Raw genomic sequence first — 13748 nt, forward strand, 5'->3', positions numbered from 1 at the left:
GTACCTGGGCAGCCCCCAGGCCCGCCGCCCCGCCCAGCGCCCCGGCCAGCGGTGCCGCGGACCGTTCGGCGAGCGTGACCGGCAGGTCGAGCTCACGGCAGATCGAGGCGATCTCCGATCCGGTGAAGCCACCGCCGATCACCAGCACTCGCCGTGGACCGGCAGCCAGCCGCTCCCGCAGCACGGCGGCATCCTGCCGGGTACGCACGCTGATCACCCCGTCCAAGGCGGCCTGCCCGGGATCCGGCCATGATCGGGCGCGGGTTCCGGTGGCGATGAGCAACCGGTCGAACTCGATTCGCCGCCCGTCGGCGAGCCGGACCTGACGAGCCGCGAGGTCCAGCCCGTCGGCAGGCACTCCGAGCAGCCATTCCGCGTCGATGTCGCGGCTCTCCGGCAACGAGGTGTGATCGGCGGGAAGCCGACCAGCGAGCACCACCTTCGACAGCGGTGGCCGGTCGTAGGGCTCGCAGTCCTCATCTCCCACCAACGTCAACCGGCCCGTGAACCCCTCGTCACGCAGCGCCTCCGCCGCCCGCAGCCCGGCCAGCGACGCACCGACCACGACCACCCGCTGCGGGTCCGGCCCACCGGTGGTCATCACCCGTCCCCGCCGGTGCGGACCGGGACCGCATCGCCCACGCTGATCGCCTGTACCGGGCACGCCGCCGCCGCGCGCTCGACCGGTCCCCGCAGGCTCTCGTCGGGTGCGTAGTCGTACTCCAACGACTCCTCCCCGCTCCACCGGAAGACCGGCGGCGCGGCAAAGACACACTGCCCGTAACTCAGGCATCGGTTTAAATCGACAACGACTCGCATGCCCTCTCCTCCCCTGTCCGTAGCTCGAACCCTGTGATCTCTCGAGTGCCGCCGGCGCACGGGTGGTTGCGCACGCGGACGTGGCCGCCGACGGAAACAAGCCATGACCCCGGCGGTATTGGTGCGGTCAGGAAGAAGCCCCCGGGCACCGGTACGGCAACGAGTCGATGCGGTACTCCTGTCCGCTGTTCGACTACGAAGACGCAAACGACTAAACGACAATGATGTTCAGAGCTCTCGTCGCGAACCTTACATCGCCACATCGGTCGAGGCAATGCGTTGGCGATATTGGCTATCTCAGACGCAACCGGATGACCAGGCCTGTTCGGTCCTGGAATACTCATTTACGGAGTTCTGGACTGATATCACACGTCCCCCGGCGGGTGCAGCCCGGCCAGATCCTGTGCACAGGCTCGGCATCGCCGACCAGACGTCCACTCCCACGACGGCGTAATGTGTGAAAAATCCATAGACGTACCATTCGTGGGGCGCGATTGCGACGATCCGGCGAACTCGGAAGATCCGCCGAGCCGCGAACTGCGTCGCCTTACCGTTGAGGTTTCCTCAGTGACGTCTGCATGCCTGGGAGGGTGTTACCTGGAAAGGCGGGACAGGGGACGGCGGCATGCATGCGGCGCAGTTGGCCGACCGGCAGCTCACCGTGCCCGATCACACGCACCATGATCTGCGTGACCAGCTCACCCATCGTGCCGAGCGTCTCCTCGATCGGACGGACTGGTCCTTCCCGGTCACATTCGGTTCTGCAATGTGGCGATGCCGTTGCCTGTCAGGCGTGGCAGGGCATGGGGGCGGCCGGCGAGGACGGAGACGAGGCTGTCCGCGGGTCCGACGACGTCGAGGGCCGGGTTGCCGGGGCGTGACCACGTCGTGTCGGTGGTCCGCAGCGTCAGGCCCCGGGCCCGTGCCGCCGCCGGAACGAACGGGTTGGGGATCCGAGTTTCGACGGCGAGGACGGCGTTGGCGATTTCCGAGGGCAGGACGTCGGACCTACCGAGCGCGAGGGCGATGTCGAGGTGGTGCACGGCGTGGTCGCCGAGCATCAGCGGGGTCGGCAACAGGCGCCCGATCCCACGCGGGCGTACCCGGATGCGGTCGAAGGCGTCAACCAGCTCCGAGGCGGCGTGTCGGTCGGCATGCTCGCGGCTGAGGACCTCGTTTGTCGCGTCGAACGACCACCGATGCCGGCTCATCGCGGCCGCCAGCCGGGGGACGGGCAGCTGTAGGCCGAGCACCAGGTGCGCGAGCACATCCTTGTTCGTCCAGCCCCGACACAGGCTGGGCTCGTTCCACTCCTGCTCGGTCAGCGTGCCGGCGAAGGCGAGGAAGTTCTGGTCCTGGACGGCGACGAGGTCACGCATCGCCCGCTCCCTTCGTCGGTGCCAGATGCGCGCTCAGGAAGGACACCTGGTCGGCGATGACCTGCTCGACCTGCGGTGGGTGGTAGACCGAGAAGTGGTCGGCCGGATAGTGAATGGCCTTTCCGTGAGGAGCGCGCTGCGCGGCCCGCGCGGCGATGCGCGGGTCCATGAGCGTCTCCTGGTCGGACACGCACACCAGCAATGGCGGGCGGATCTGCGGCGCCTTGCTCGCGGCGTTGAGCCGGATCAGCTCGAGCCCGATCGCCGCGGTCACCCGGTTGTCGAACTCGACACCGGGCGGAACCATGCTGTTCCAGCCCTCCTTCGCGCCGGGGACGGTGACGATCGCCGTGCGCCCGGGTTCGTCGACGATGCCGACGTATCGGCGCGGCAGGCCGAGGGTGGACCGGACGAGGTCGCTGGTGATGGGTCCTGCCAGCCGTGCGACTGCACGGGGACCGGAGCTCATCGCAGCGTTGCGCGTGTTGATCACCGGGCACTGCACGACGGCGGCCGCGAGTTCCGGGTGCTGCGCGGCGGTCAGCAGTACGTGGGTCGCCCCCAGCGACGTGCCCCACAGGGCGACGCGGTCGGCGTCGACGTCCGAGCGTCGACGCAGGAAGTGCAGTGCCGCTTCGATGTCGCTCAGTTGGCGCCGGATCGAGATGAGCTGCCGCGGCGTGCCCTCCGAGGCGCCCAGGTGTCGGAAGTCGAACGAGAGCGTGACCATCCCGGCGGCGGCGAACGCGTGCTCGTACTGGGTGAGCCCCATCTCGTGCGTGGCGCCGAAGCCGTGGACGAGGAGCACCGCGGGATGAGGGCCTTCGCCCTCGGGATGAGTGAGCCACGCCGCGCAGCGCTGGCCCTGGGAGCGAAAGGAGGTGGTCTGGGTGGTGATCATGGCGAGCCTCCGCATAAGTACGTTGTACGTGTTGTACGGTACCACTGATACGTACGACGTACGTGAAGGAGTCGTGAGCATGAAGGCCCGTTTCACCCTTGCGGAGATCCAGCAGCACGCGCTGGGCATCGTCGACCGGGACGGCCTGGTGGGACTCACCATGCGCTCGCTCGCGGCGTCCCTGGGAACGGGACCGATGACCCTGTACAACTACGTCGACGGGCGCGAGGCGCTCGAGGAACTCGTGGTCGACGCCGTGGCGGCCCGTGTCGAAACGCCGGAGCCGAGCGACGACTGGCTGGCGGATACCCGCGCCGTCGCTACCGCACTGTGGCGCACCGTCCGGGCGCACCCGGCGACCGTTCCGCTCGTGCTCACCCGCCGAACCTCATCCGCCGGCAGCCTTGCTCCGGCCGAGGCCCTCGCGGCGGCACTGGCACGCGGCGGCTTGCAGGGCGCCGATCTGCTGGTTGCCTTCCGCGTCGTGATGGCCTTCGTCATGGGTATCGCGCAATCCGAACTCGCCGGCCCCCTCGCCCGTGACGAGAGCCAGGACGCTGCGGCCGAGCGCATCGGTGCACTCGCGCACGACACCCTGCCCACGCTCTCCGAACTCGCCTCCATCGGAGCCAAGTTCGCCGATCTGGAGTTCGAACAGGGACTGACCGTCATCCTCACCGGCGTAGCGTCCACAACGCGCCCACGTCAGGCTTACGGTCTCTCCGAACGCTGAGCCGCGAACCCGACCGGGCCCGGTAGGCCAAGTACTACCTCGACGCAGACCGTGAGTCGGCCTTACCTATTGGGTGGTGGCCGGCCGCGCAGCACCCGGATTGGTGGAGCGTTCGATTGAGTCCTTCGGATCGGTGTTGCTCGAAGTACACGCCCGGCGACATGAGCAGGGATGTTGCCGGGAGTAGACGGATCTGTACGAAGCTGATCACCGATCCCGAACACGACCGCACCCGGGCTTTCCTGCGCCGGATCAACGACTCACACTGAGCCCCGCACCGACGAACGAGAGACGGAATGACGGCGATGACCGCAACCGTGCAGATCCTCACCACCGGATACGCCTCCGACCGGGTCGCGGGCACCGTCACCCTCATCCGCGACACGGATGTGACGATCGTGGTCGATCCAGGCATGGTCGCCCACCGAGGACTCATCCTGGATCCCCTGTCCGAGCTGGGGATCGATCCGAACGATGTGACGGACGTGGTGTTCTCCCACCACCATCCCGACCACACCCTCAACGCCGCGCTGTTCCCCGAGGCCCGGTTTCACGACCATTGGGCGATCTACCACCGCGACGTCTGGGAGGACCGCGACGCCGACGGCTTCGAGCTGTCGCCCTCGGTCCGGCTGATCCGCACACCCGGACACACTGCCGAGGACATCACGACACTCGCCACGACCGGCACCGGCCTGGTTGCGGCCACCCACCTGTGGTGGAGCGCCGACGGGCCCGAAGACGACCCCCTGGCCCACGACGGTGACCAGCTGAAGGCATCTCGCGAGCGGCTCCTCGCGATGGAACCGACATTGATCATCCCCGGTCACGGCGCGGCCTTCGCGCCGACCGGCCGGGTCCGCTGATCGTCCGACCGGAGAACCATGCCCGTTACGGCCCGATGTACGACCCCGACGTCACCTTCCTCGGTGTCGACCCCTGCACGCTGATTCTCTGTTTTCGCAGGTCAGCGTGACCTTTTGACCGTACGGGGGGTAAGAGGATCGTGTATGTGCCTCTAACGCGTCGAATGCGCTCTGACCTGCGCCTACTCCGTGGTTTTTGATCTTCGGTCGAAAGACCTCTTGACGATCCGTAAGGTCCGGGTGGACTTGACGATAGGTCAAGTGCGGCCGGCCGGGCGCGCTCGTGCGGTTCGGCTGTGACGATCTCGCCAGGCAGAGCGATGTCCTGCTTTGTCCTCTGGCTGTCAGGTGCTGCCGCGCTGAGTGCGACCGGGGCGGCGAGCGCCGACAAGACTCTCTGGTCAGGCCGGTTTACCAACCGCCTACCTCGTCAGTACCGCGGTCGCGGATGCGCCCCGCATGCGCATGTGGAGGCGCTCGGTCCTTCGGGCCTCCACCCACCGTGCAGCGCCTCCGCCGCAGGGCGCTGGCCGCAGAGCTGCCACCGCATCGGGTCAGGTGAACTCGATCCCCGACCACTGCCGGCACCCCGATGGTCGACAACATTGACACCAGCGAGCACGTTCTGCCCGCGGTGCCAGACTCCCACCCGGACACCCGCGGCCGACGGGCTGAACGCCCTCCCGGTCCGTGGGTGGAGGCGATCGTCGTCAGCAACGCCGCCCGGTGGCTGGCCTCGGACGAAGCCCGGTACGTCACCGGGGTGGCTCTGCCGGTGGACGTCGGCGCGGCCGCTCCGTTCACGGTCGGCACGGCTGACCGGGCCGTCGAGGCGCTGCACGCCGATCGAGCGAACCACCATCGCAGGGCCTCCGTGCAGTCGCGGGACACGGTCGGGTGCTCGGCGTCGCGCCCGGCTTGACCGTGCCGCAACGGCACAGTGTGTGCTGCGTCCATGTCGACGATCGAGCACGGAGTCCTCAAGTTCGAGCACAGAGTCCTCAAGTTCACATGGGGCTGGAAGGGGTTCGACTACGGCGCGATGGAGAAGGAGCTCAATGACCTCGGCGCCCAGGGGTGGGAGGCAGTCGGGACGATCGTGCCCAGCGTGGGGGCGGGGCAGTCGATCGAGATCGGGATCATCCTCAAGCGGAGCCTGGCGTGACGCGGAGCGACGTCGACCGCCTCCACCGGCGGAACCGGTAGCGCGCTGAGCGTCAGGCCGGTCGACGGGCGCGGACGCCGACGGCGGGGTGGCGTTCTGCCCTTCCTGTACGGCGCGGTCGCCACGACCAACCGGCCCGTGGGACCGTCCGGCTGCCTGATGGTCCAGGGAGCTCTGGCCGCCGGGCCGGCGGAGGGGACCGTCCATGACCTGCAGGCCGGCTGGCGCGAGGAGGACCGCTCCCGCCTGGAGGCGAGGTTCCGCCGCGCCCGCGGAGAGGGCGACCTCCCGGCGACGTCCGACCCGGCGCTGCTCGCCCGGTACGTGATGACCGTGGGGGAACGGGATCGCCGTGCGGGCCGCCGGCGGGGCCGGGCTCGACGAGCTGCACCGCGTCGCCGACGTCGCGCCGCGGGCCAGGCCGCCCGCCTGGCGGGCTCAGCGGAACACGTCGAGCACCGTGACGACCCGCGGAGCGGCGTAGGCGTCCTCGCTGATGCGCACGTACTCGCGGTAGTAGTCCTTCTGCAGGACGACGTCGCGGAACTCGACGAGGTCGCGCCAGCTCTCCGAGAGCACGAACACGGTCGGGTCGGCGACGCTGCGGCCCACGTTCAGGTAGAGGCAGGCGTCCTCGGCGCGGGCCGGCGGGAGCACCTTGCGCAGGGCGTCGCCGAACGGGTCGAGCCGGTCGGGTCGGATGGTGAGTGTGACGGTGAGCAGGAGCGGTACCCCGGGCTCGGTCACGGTCCACAGGCGGGACTGAGCCTCCTCCTCGGTCATGGCGGATCGGTGGGCGAGCTCGTGATCGGACATGACGCGGAGCAGACACTGTGCCCACACGGCATGCTCAAGCCCGCTCTCCGATCGTCCGGAACCTGGCAGGAGCGGACCGCACACCAGAGCGCAAACACCGAAGCCCTCGACGGTCGCCCGGAATGGTGACTCCGCTCGTGAGAGGACCGCCGGGATCGCGCGCTTGACCGTGCCGTCGGGGCACGGTGTGAGGTGGGCCATGGCCTGGAGCACGCGGGAGATCGCCGAAATCGCCGGGACCAGCCTCCGGGCGGTGCGGCACTACCACGACGTCGGGCTGCTGCCCGAGCCCGAGCGGCGCCCCAACGGCTACAAGCAATACGGCGTCGCCCACTTGGTCCGGCTGCTGCGCATCAAGCGCATGGTCGACCTCGGGTTCTCGCTGGCCCGGATCGCCGAGCTGCGTGAGGACGACCACCATCCAGAGGAGGCGCTACGTATCCTGGACGCCGAGCTGGGCGCCACCATCGAGCGACTGCAGCGGGTGCGCGTGGAGCTCGGCCTGATCCTGCGGCACCACGCGCCCGCCGACCTGCCCGCCGACCTCACCCCGCCGGCCGTCGCCGCGGGATTGTCGGAGGCCGACCGATCGCTCGTGCTCGTCATGACCCGGGTCCTGGATCCGCGGCGCCTGGACGCCTACGCCGAGATACTGCGCAGCGTGTCCCCCGACCCGACCGACGGCGAGTTCGACACCCTGCCCGCCGACGCCGGCGAGGAAGCGCGCCAAAGCCTGGCCGAACGCATGGTCCCGCACATCCGCCGGATCCTGACCGAGCACCCGGAGATGGCGGACCCGCACGCCGACGCCCCGCGTGGGGCACGGTCGGCCACCCGGATCGCGGCGGCCGCGATCCGGGAGCTCTACAACCCCGCCCAGGTCGACGTCTTCCGTCGGATCCAGCACCTCCTGCGAGCCGAACCCCGACCGACGGACTCCCGAAGGGACAGCACATGAGCCCGGTTCACCACCGGGCCGTCACCCCTCGACCGCCACGAGATCTCCTACCCCGAGCTGGGCCCCGTCGATGCCCGGCGAGCTACACAGCTACCCGACCAGCTCGTTCACGTTCCGCGAGCTCATCCCGCTGCTTGTCGCCGGGGAACGACACGTCGTCGCGCCAGGCCACCTTGGCTTCGGCCACCCCGCCCCCCTTTCGGCGAGTGGACACGGCATGCCTCCTGACACAGGTGATGGTGGCCAGCGGCTCGCCGCCGTCGGACCAGGGCGGGGATCGCACTCGTCACCGGGCTCGCGGAGCACCAGGATGTCCGCTGGTGTGGCGGCGGCGTCGTTCGTACGTCGCGACGAGGGCGACCATGCCGACGTTGACGGCGACGAGGACCAGCAGGGACGCGTCGCCGGTGTCGGTGGCGCGGTCGATGGTGGTGGTCCCCCCACCGGACATGACGTTGCTGATCACGCCGAAGAGGACGTTGTTGACGACGTGGAAGGCGATCGGCGCCTCCATGCCGCCGCTGAGGATCGCCATCAGCCCGGTGCTGACGGCGACCACCGTGAAGTAGCCGGCCAGCCAGGGGTCGGTCGAGCCGTGGACCACGGCGAAGCCCAGGGCGGAGACCACGAGCCCGACGGCCAGCGCCGGCCGGACCGGGCGCACCCAGCTCGCGGCCGCGGGCAGCATGACGCTGCGGTAGATCAGTTCCTCGCCGGCGGCCTGGATGGGGGTGGTGAGCAGGGTGATCGTCAGGAAGGCGATCGTCGTACCGCTGATCGCGAAGGTCGTCCAGCCGGTGGATGTCGGTGCGACGGCGCCCACGACTCCCGCTCCGGCCCCCACCATCAGCGCTGCGCCGATCGCGTAGTGGGCCAGGCGCCCCCGGTCGAACGCCCGCCGCGAGCTGAACAGCGCGCGCCACGGCACCCGGGTCATCCACACCAGGAGCAGGACCGCGACCAGGCCGGTCGCGCCGGTGGCCAGGTTGACGGCCAGGGACTTCAGCGGCGTGAGCTCGGGGGACAGCGGGTCGTCGCTGCCCTCGATGACGCCGACGAGCTGGTAGGCCAGCACCTGGAGGACCACGAGGACGAGCGGCAACGCCAGGACGAGGACGAACGGCTTCCACCAGCTCATCCGCAGGTGGGCGCCGAACGGCCGCGAGGTGTCGACCGCGGACGGAGCGGGCTGCGCTGTACGGCTCACGGTCGCGGGGATCAGCGCCCCGCGGTGGTGGCTGGGATCAGGTGACGGCATGGAACGGCCCTTCCGGGTTCGGGTGTCGGTTCGGCGGTCAGTCCGCCATCCAGGTGCTCTTGAGCCGCAACGCGCGGTCGGTGGCGGCGAGCGCCCCGGCGACGGCGAGCGCGATGGTCGCCCAGAGGGGCAGGCGGATCGGCGAGGTGAACGTGCCGACGTGCTGGGCGACGGCCTCGATGCGGGTGATCTGCTCCGCGACCCCCGACAGCGTGCCCGCGAGCCCCACCAGCAGCACGACGAGACCTACGGCCCCGATCACCGCGCTGGTGCGGGGGAACCGCTGCTCGAACCGCGCTCGCCGCCCCTCCAGGGAACGCGGATCCGGGCGCAGCACCCGCTCGCGGCCGTCGTCGGTGACGTGGTGCATGCGCTTGACGCCGTACTGGCCGACGGCGACCTCGATGACGCCGCCGGGCACCGGGAAGGTCACGGGCAGGTTGGCCTGGAGCACCTGGACGCCGTCGCGGTAGAGCGCGGCCGGTCGCTTGGCAGACGAGCTGTCCCGCAGGTGGTGGACGTCAACCTCGAAGACCTGCGGGCGCCCTGACCCGTCGGGCAGCTCCAGGGCGAACAGCGAGCGGGACAGCAGGTGCCAGAAGCGGAACCGTTGTAGCCGGCTGCCGTCGCCGGGCTTGGCCTTCGACAGCTGCCAGCGCCGCCGGTACTTCTTGAACACGATCTCCTCTACAGGGTGCAGCGGACGTCGGCGGGCGGGGTGCGCAGGTCGATCAGGTACTCGGTGACGGCCTGGTCGACGCAGGTGCTCTGGCCGAACAGCGCGACGCCGTGCTGGGCGCCCTCGACGGTGAGCAGGCTCCCGCCGAGCAGGCGGGCCAGGGTGATGCCGCCCTGGTACGGGGTGCCCGGGTCGCCGGTGACCGAGACCGTCAGGGTGGGGGGCACATCGACGCCGCCGTCGAGCCAGGGCAGGTCCCGGCTCGGCGGCTCCGGCCAGGCCGCGCACTCGTAGTGCGCCGGAGCGGGCGACCGGCCGGGGTCGAGGAACGGGGCGGCGGCGCGCGCCTGGCGGGCCAGTTCGGTGTTCTCCTCGGGGCTGCGTCGCGGGTTGTCCATGCACCGGATCGCGAGGTTCGCGTCGATGTTCAGCCCGGCCCCGTACCGGCCGTCCGGGCCGCGCCCGAGGGCGGCGTCCCGCATTCCGAGCAGGATGTCGCCCCGGCCGGCGGACAGCTCGGCGAGCCCGTGGAGGATCATCGGCCGCTGGGATTCGGCGAAGAGCGCCGTCTGCACGGCCTGGATCGCGTCCGGGTAGGTCAGCGCGCGGCCGTCGGCCGTCGGTGCGGGCCGGTCCTGCAGGGGTCGGACGAGGTCCTGGAACGCCGCGGTCGCGCGGGCCGGGTCGGTGCCCAACGGGCAGGCCGCGTCGGCCGCGCACGAGACGGCCAGCTCGTCGAACGCCCCCTGGAAGGCCACGAACTGGGTCAGCCGGAAGTCGGCCTCGCTCCTCTCGGGGTCGACCGCGCCGTCGATCACCATCGCCCGCAGGTTCCGGCCGAACACCTCGGCGTACATGCCACCCAGTTCGCTGCCGTAGCTGTAGCCGAGGTAGGACAGCTTCTCGTCGCCCAGCACGGCGCGCAGCACGTCCATGTCCCGCACGACGTCGGCGCTGCCGACGCTGGTGAGCGCGTCCACCCCGCCGGTGCGCTCGGTGCACCGCCGGGCCACCTCGGCGGCGGCCTGCTCGTCAGGGACGTCGAAGAGGTAGGCCGCGGGGGGCTCGCCCCCGTCGGTCTCGGCGTCGGTGAAGCACTCCACGCGCGGGGTGGACGCGCCGACGCCGCGCGGGTCGAACCCGATCACGTCGAACCGCTCGCCGACCTGGCCGTTGTCCCACACCGGCCCGAGCGTGGCGACGAAGTTCATTCCCGAGCCGCCGGGACCGCCCGGGTTGACCAGCAGCGACCCGATCTTCTCCCCGCGCGCCTTGGCCCGCAGCAGGGCGACCTCCCCGCGCGGGCCGTCCGGGTCGGCGTAGTCGAGCGGCACCTGCACGCGGGCGCAGTCGAAGCGGCTGTTCGCGTAGAGCCGCTGGTCGATCGCCGACGTCGCGTAGGGCGCGCACGGCTCGAATACGACCTGCTGGCCGTAGAACCCGGCCAGCCCGGACGGCGGTGGACTCCCGATCTGCGCCACGGGTGCGCCGCACGCGCCGACGAGGACCAGCGATGCCGCCACCAGGGCGGCGGCGACCGTCGAGCGGACAGGGAACACAGGAACTCCTTCGGTGGTCGTCGTCCGGAAGGGGACACCGTGCCGTCGCGGCAGGGTCAACCCGCGTGGTTCAGACCACAGCGGCTTGAGTGTGCCGCGACGGCACGGCCTTCCCTGGGGCCACACGCCACGCGACCCAGGAGGACACATGACTGCCACCGACTCCCACCGCGGCCCGGCCGGGGAGGAGCCCGGCGGCCCGGTACCCGCCCCCGCACCGCAGCCGACGCTGCTGGAGCAAACGGGTGGCCCGATGGGGTTCGTCTACTCCGCCGTGCCCGTCGTCGTCTTCGTGGCGGCCAACGCCTTCCTGTCCCTGACCGCGACGATCATCGTGTCGGTCGCCGTCGGGCTGGTTATCACCGGCTACCGGCTCCTGCGCGGGGAGCGGTTCAGCCTCGCGGCCGGCGGGCTGCTCGGGCTCGCCGTTGCCATCGGCATCGTCGCCCTGACCGGGTCGGCGCGGGACTTCTTCGTCGTCGGCATCTGGGCGTACCTGGTGGCGTTCGTCGTCGCGCTCGCCTCGGTGCTGGCCCGCCGGCCGCTGAGCGGCGTCGTGTGGAACCTCGTGCACGGCGGCACGCACGACTGGCGGGCCGACCGCCGCGTGTTGCGCGCCCACGACGTCGCCACGCTCGCCGCGGCGGCGGTGTCCGGCGCCCGGTTCGGCGTGCAGCAGTGGCTCTACGTCAGCTACGAGACCGGTTGGCTGGGCGTCGCCCGCGTCGCGATGGGCTGGCCGCTGACCATCCTGGCCGCGCTGGTCGTGGTCTGGGCCTGGCGGCGCAGCAGCAAGCGCCTGCTGCCGTCGGCCTGACGGTGTCCGGCCCGCTGATCGTCGCGCCGCCCCGGTCGTCGACGTCGCGCATACAGCGCTTTCCACGCCGACTGGCGCGTGCCAGATGGCAGTGAGCATCCACTGAGTGTTTGTTCGAGAGTGGTGGATTGTCAGTCTCGTCGGTAGCGGGCTTTGATGTGGAAGCGTTCGCCCTGGGGGCCGAGGATGCTCAGTAACTCCACGGAGTGTGCGTCGGCGTTGCCGAACCAGTGGGGGAGGTGGGTGTCGAATTCGGCGACCTCGCCGGCGGTGAGGACGAAGTCCTGCTCGCCGAGTTTCACCCGCAGCCGTCCGTGGAGGACGTAGAGCCAGTGGTAACCCTCGTGTGAACGTGGATCGGGTTCGAGATGGTCGGTCAGGCCGGCTGGGAGGATCTGTTTGTTCACCTGCAGTCCGCCGGGGTTGCTCATGCGTCCCACGGTGAACCCGGTTTTGCAGTTTTCGCAAAGACCCGTGCCATCGCGGGCCGGCTGGGCGCAGATTGGTCGCGGAGGTGGTCGTGATGAGTCAGGGAGGTGGCCCCGGCGCCGATGTGCGGCCTGATCATCCGACCGGGCCGCAACCTGGAAAACCACGCCCGCCGAGAACACCCCGGCTCCGGCCGCCTGACACCCACCCCCCGAGAAGAGGACGCCATGGACACACCGTCCTGGGACGAGATGTACCGCAGCCGCGACCAGGTCTTCAGCGGCAACCCCAACGCAGTGCTCGTCACCGAGGCCTCCGGCATGCCGCCCGGACGGGCGCTCGACGTCGGATGCGGCGAAGGCGCCGACGCACGGTGGCTGGCCCGCCGCGGCTGGCAGGTCACGGCGGTGGACATCTCACCCACCGCCCTGACCCGGGCCGCCAACACCAGCGCAGACCTCGCCGACCGCGTGACGTGGACACCTGCCGACGTGATCAGCACAACACCGAGCGGAGCGTTCGACCTGGTCTCCGTCCACTACTTCCCCCTCCCACGCCAGCCGAGCCACGGCGCGCTGCGCGGCCTGCTGGCCGCCGTCGCGCCCGGTGGCACCCTGCTCTTCGCCACGCACGATCTCGCCGACCTGACCCCACGCCCCGGCTTCGACCCGGGCGACTACTACCAGCCGGACGACATCGCCAGGCTCCTCGACGACACCTGGGCGATCCAGGTCAACGGAACCCGCCCGCGCACGACCCCCGCCCCCGCGGGCACCCACCACACCCACGACACCGTCCTGCGGGCGCGACGGCTCCGGTGACGTGCCACGGATACGGGTGGCCGGGTCGGCAGAACGCGCGGCCTGCTGCGGTTCCGTTCCCTGTCCGTGCGGTGAGCGCCCGCGGTCCTGACGTGCACATGTGCACGTCAGGACCGATCTCGCTGATCATGAGCAGCTCGGCGGCCGCCGTCGCACGAGCAGAGGAGCCCGTGGTCAGTCCGTACTCCCGGCGGTCGGATGGCTCCGATCCGCCGGGCTCGTGGGCAGCGTGGTGGCGCCGTCCGCCAGGCGCGCGCGGGCGCGGTGGTGTCGCTTCTCAACGGGCATGATCTTCGTCGCCCGCGGGCAGCCCCATGGCCGGGGTCCCGACGTACATGCTCTCGGCCCGCTCGACGACGAAGGTCTCGTGCCAGATCCCGACCGCGCCGGGGTTCTTCTTCGCCATTGCGTTGAACCGCGTCCAGGCCGGCCGGTGACTCAGCGAGCCGGCGGATGCGTAGTCGTAGAGCTTGTGGAACACCACCAGCTCTCCGCCGTACTGGTGCATGACCCTGCCCGGGACGATCTTCGCCATAGCTCCCCCGAAA

Annotated in this window: 16 protein-coding genes and 1 pseudogene; 7 read left to right on the top strand and 10 right to left on the bottom strand. The window is 70.5% G+C overall.

Annotated elements, in window-relative coordinates; all coding sequences use genetic code 11:
- The 4 genes from HF577_RS01075 to HF577_RS01090 form a co-directional block, all read right to left on the bottom strand.
- The coding region (locus tag HF577_RS01075; RefSeq protein WP_169393791.1) for an FAD-dependent oxidoreductase at positions 1–601 on the bottom strand (601 nt) is incomplete at its 3' end.
- Positions 601–924: a ferredoxin gene (locus HF577_RS01080; RefSeq protein WP_312858866.1), complete on the bottom strand. Its 324-nt coding sequence runs from the start codon at positions 922–924 to the stop codon at positions 601–603. The genes HF577_RS01080 and HF577_RS01075, both read right to left, overlap by 1 nt.
- A gap of 644 nt (positions 925–1568) precedes the next feature.
- On the bottom strand, positions 1569–2198 hold the full coding sequence (locus HF577_RS01085; RefSeq protein WP_169393793.1) for a maleylpyruvate isomerase family mycothiol-dependent enzyme: 630 nt from the start codon (positions 2196–2198) through the stop codon (positions 1569–1571).
- Positions 2191–3099, bottom strand: a complete 909-nt coding sequence (locus tag HF577_RS01090; protein ID WP_169393794.1) for an alpha/beta hydrolase — start codon at positions 3097–3099, stop codon at positions 2191–2193. The genes HF577_RS01085 and HF577_RS01090 overlap by 8 nt, the downstream gene beginning before the upstream one ends.
- A 79-nt stretch (positions 3100–3178) precedes the next feature.
- Here HF577_RS01090 and HF577_RS01095 point away from each other — a divergent pair, with 79 nt between their 5' ends.
- The 4 genes from HF577_RS01095 to HF577_RS01110 all read left to right on the top strand — a co-directional run bounded on the left by HF577_RS01095 (position 3179) and on the right by HF577_RS01110 (position 5863).
- Positions 3179–3832, top strand: a complete 654-nt coding sequence (locus HF577_RS01095) for a TetR/AcrR family transcriptional regulator (protein WP_169393795.1) — start codon at positions 3179–3181, stop codon at positions 3830–3832.
- Between the two features lie 305 nt (positions 3833–4137).
- Positions 4138–4698, top strand: a complete 561-nt coding sequence (locus tag HF577_RS01100) for an MBL fold metallo-hydrolase (protein WP_169393796.1) — start codon at positions 4138–4140, stop codon at positions 4696–4698.
- A gap of 694 nt (positions 4699–5392) precedes the next feature.
- Positions 5393–5620, top strand: coding sequence for a hypothetical protein (locus HF577_RS37270; protein WP_211173627.1), 228 nt, complete (start codon positions 5393–5395; stop codon positions 5618–5620).
- A 33-nt stretch (positions 5621–5653) separates the two neighbouring features.
- Positions 5654–5863: a DUF4177 domain-containing protein gene (locus HF577_RS01110; protein ID WP_169393797.1), complete on the top strand. Its 210-nt coding sequence runs from the start codon at positions 5654–5656 to the stop codon at positions 5861–5863.
- 438 nt (positions 5864–6301) lie between these two features.
- On the opposite strand, the gene HF577_RS01115 is transcribed toward HF577_RS01110, so the two are convergent.
- Positions 6302–6679, bottom strand: coding sequence for a putative quinol monooxygenase (locus tag HF577_RS01115; RefSeq protein ID WP_169393798.1), 378 nt, complete (start codon positions 6677–6679; stop codon positions 6302–6304).
- A gap of 199 nt (positions 6680–6878) precedes the next feature.
- Here HF577_RS01115 and HF577_RS01120 point away from each other — a divergent pair, with 199 nt between their 5' ends.
- On the top strand, positions 6879–7637 hold the full coding sequence (locus HF577_RS01120; protein ID WP_169393799.1) for a MerR family transcriptional regulator: 759 nt from the start codon (positions 6879–6881) through the stop codon (positions 7635–7637).
- A gap of 286 nt (positions 7638–7923) precedes the next feature.
- Here the strand turns inward: HF577_RS01120 and HF577_RS39555 are convergent, their stop codons facing one another.
- From HF577_RS39555 to HF577_RS01135, 3 genes are all read right to left on the bottom strand, one after another.
- Positions 7924–8844 (bottom strand): CPBP family intramembrane glutamic endopeptidase, encoded by a 921-nt coding sequence (locus tag HF577_RS39555; RefSeq protein ID WP_211173628.1) that lies wholly within the window; start codon positions 8842–8844, stop codon positions 7924–7926.
- A gap of 88 nt (positions 8845–8932) precedes the next feature.
- Positions 8933–9574 carry a hypothetical protein gene (locus HF577_RS01130; protein WP_169393801.1) on the bottom strand — a complete coding sequence of 214 codons (642 nt, stop codon included), beginning with the start codon at positions 9572–9574 and terminating at the stop codon, positions 8933–8935.
- A gap of 8 nt (positions 9575–9582) precedes the next feature.
- A complete protein-coding gene (locus HF577_RS01135; protein WP_211173629.1) occupies positions 9583–11133 on the bottom strand; it encodes an alpha/beta hydrolase in 1551 nt (516 codons plus the stop codon).
- Positions 11134–11281: 148 nt separating this feature from the next.
- Here HF577_RS01135 and HF577_RS01140 point away from each other — a divergent pair, with 148 nt between their 5' ends.
- Positions 11282–11950 carry a DUF3159 domain-containing protein gene (locus tag HF577_RS01140; RefSeq protein ID WP_169393802.1) on the top strand — a complete coding sequence of 223 codons (669 nt, stop codon included), beginning with the start codon at positions 11282–11284 and terminating at the stop codon, positions 11948–11950.
- Positions 11951–12081: 131 nt separating this feature from the next.
- Here the strand turns inward: HF577_RS01140 and HF577_RS01145 are convergent.
- Positions 12082–12375: pseudogene (locus tag HF577_RS01145) on the bottom strand (cupin domain-containing protein); the annotation flags it as partial.
- Positions 12376–12606: 231 nt separating this feature from the next.
- Here HF577_RS01145 and HF577_RS01150 point away from each other — a divergent pair.
- Positions 12607–13200 carry a class I SAM-dependent methyltransferase gene (locus tag HF577_RS01150; protein ID WP_169393804.1) on the top strand — a complete coding sequence of 198 codons (594 nt, stop codon included), beginning with the start codon at positions 12607–12609 and terminating at the stop codon, positions 13198–13200.
- Between the two features lie 277 nt (positions 13201–13477).
- Here HF577_RS01150 and HF577_RS01155 read toward each other — a convergent pair whose 3' ends face one another.
- Complete coding sequence (locus tag HF577_RS01155) at positions 13478–13735, bottom strand: monooxygenase family protein (RefSeq protein WP_246265314.1); 258 nt, start codon at positions 13733–13735, stop codon at positions 13478–13480.
- Positions 13736–13748: the final 13 nt, after the last annotated feature.

This window comes from Pseudonocardia xinjiangensis (genome assembly GCF_012911925.1).
Classification (GTDB): domain Bacteria; phylum Actinomycetota; class Actinomycetes; order Mycobacteriales; family Pseudonocardiaceae; genus Pseudonocardia; species Pseudonocardia xinjiangensis.

Coding starts and splice junctions, on each gene's coding strand:
- HF577_RS01155 (WP_246265314.1), bottom strand. CDS start 13,735: ATGGCGAAGATCGTCCCGGGCAGGGTCATGCACCAGTACGGCGGAGAG.
- HF577_RS01150 (WP_169393804.1), top strand. CDS start 12,607: ATGGACACACCGTCCTGGGACGAGATGTACCGCAGCCGCGACCAGGTC.
- HF577_RS01140 (WP_169393802.1), top strand. CDS start 11,282: ATGACTGCCACCGACTCCCACCGCGGCCCGGCCGGGGAGGAGCCCGGC.
- HF577_RS01090 (WP_169393794.1), bottom strand. CDS start 3,099: ATGATCACCACCCAGACCACCTCCTTTCGCTCCCAGGGCCAGCGCTGC.
- HF577_RS01120 (WP_169393799.1), top strand. CDS start 6,879: ATGGCCTGGAGCACGCGGGAGATCGCCGAAATCGCCGGGACCAGCCTC.
- HF577_RS01115 (WP_169393798.1), bottom strand. CDS start 6,679: ATGTCCGATCACGAGCTCGCCCACCGATCCGCCATGACCGAGGAGGAG.
- HF577_RS01110 (WP_169393797.1), top strand. CDS start 5,654: ATGTCGACGATCGAGCACGGAGTCCTCAAGTTCGAGCACAGAGTCCTC.
- HF577_RS01095 (WP_169393795.1), top strand. CDS start 3,179: ATGAAGGCCCGTTTCACCCTTGCGGAGATCCAGCAGCACGCGCTGGGC.
- HF577_RS01085 (WP_169393793.1), bottom strand. CDS start 2,198: ATGCGTGACCTCGTCGCCGTCCAGGACCAGAACTTCCTCGCCTTCGCC.
- HF577_RS01100 (WP_169393796.1), top strand. CDS start 4,138: ATGACCGCAACCGTGCAGATCCTCACCACCGGATACGCCTCCGACCGG.
- HF577_RS01080 (WP_312858866.1), bottom strand. CDS start 924: ATGGCTTGTTTCCGTCGGCGGCCACGTCCGCGTGCGCAACCACCCGTG.